The sequence below is a fragment of the Hydrogenivirga sp. 128-5-R1-1 genome (assembly GCF_000171895.1).
Window position 1 is genome coordinate 1 of sequence record NZ_ABHJ01000372.1, and the last position, 1,408, is coordinate 1,408.

At 34.9% G+C, this 1,408-nt stretch carries 1 protein-coding gene; it reads right to left on the reverse strand.

Annotated elements, in window-relative coordinates; translation table 11 throughout:
* Positions 1-35: 35 nt before the first annotated feature.
* Positions 36-1,079: an Rnase Y domain-containing protein gene (locus tag HG1285_RS18515; protein ID WP_008289376.1), complete on the reverse strand. Its 1,044-nt coding sequence runs from the start codon at positions 1,077-1,079 to the stop codon at positions 36-38.
* Positions 1,080-1,408: the final 329 nt, after the last annotated feature.

Below are 1,408 nucleotides of genomic sequence, written 5' to 3' on the forward strand. Positions count from 1 at the left end.
TAATTAAGTTTCCGATATAGTAATAAAGTTCAGGGTTACATCTGTAATCCAAGTTCAAGGCATGTTTCTTCACCAAGTTTTCTTACGCTTTCTTCCATTTCTTCTCTTACCTGTTCAACAACTTCTTCTATTCTCCCAGGGTGTATTCTGCCGTCTGCTATAAGTCTTTCTAAAGACTGCCTTGCTATTTCCCTTCTAAGTGGGTCAAATGAAGATATTGTAACTATATCTGGTGTATCATCTATAATTAAATCAACTCCTGTTGCAAGCTCAAATGCCCTTATATTTCTTCCTTCTCTACCGATTATTCTTCCCTTTAAATCATTGCTTGGAAGGTCAACTACTGAAACTGTGTATGAAGTTGTTATTTCAGGTGCAAGTCTCTGTATAGCTGTAACTAAATTCCACTTAGCTTCTTTGTCTGCTTCCTTTTTTGCCTGCTCTTCTATTTCTTTCATAAGTTTTGCAGCCTCAAGTTTGGATTCTTCTTCTACTTTTTTCATAAGCTGTTCTTTTGCTTCTTCTTTTGTCATTGATGCTATCTTTTGAAGTTCAAGTTCAAATCTTTCTTCTGCTTCTTTTATCTTCTTTTCTTTTTCTTCTATCTCTTTCTGAATTCCTCTAATTTCATCTTCAAGTCTTCTAACTTCTTCCCATTTTTTGTCTATTTCTTCTTCTCTGTGTTCTATTCGCGCAATTCTTTTTTCAAGCTGGGCTTCCCTTGTTATAAGTGTCTTTTCTAAAGCTTGAAGTTCTTCTCTTTCTTTTTTCAGCTCATTTTCAAGCTCTTTTTTCCTTTTTAAAAGCTCTTTTTCAATTATAAGCTCTTGTTGTCTTTTTAGGTCTTCTGCCTCTCTTTTTATCTGCTCTGCTTCTAATTGGGCTTTCCTTTTTAGCTCTTCTAATATCTGCTCGCCTTTTCTTTCAGCTTCTTTAACAATTTCTTCCTTTTTCTTTAGTATTTCCTCAGCTTTTTTTGTCTTTTCTTCTATCTTTTTTCCGTAAGTTGCTTTACAACCTATAAATCCTGCAGCTCCACCAGCTGCCAGTGCTGATATTCCAACTACAATTTCAATCATTTTTATCATCCTCCTGCAAAAAATTAGTTTATATTTTTAAATAGAATAAGTTTTTAAAATAAAGCGAGGGACAAAGACTCCATTTTTCATAGGCTCTAAAGCCTCTTAGGGAGTATGTCCCCCTGTCCCTCAAAACCCAATTACTTGATTGGGCTATTAAGCCCCTGCCAGTCGGGAGGATGGTTATGAGGGACTTTAAAAATTCACTAAGGAGGTGTTGTCATGCACTACATTGGCATTGATATGTCTAAAACTCCTTTAATTTCTGTGTCATTGATGAAACTGAAAAATTATTAAACAAGTTCTTTCCCTGTATCTAAAGATGGTTT

Bases quoted from the DNA above. Each gene is read 5' to 3' on its own strand.
- HG1285_RS18515 (WP_008289376.1), bottom strand. From the start codon at position 1,079: ATGATTGAAATTGTAGTTGGAATATCAGCACTGGCAGCTGGTGGAGCT.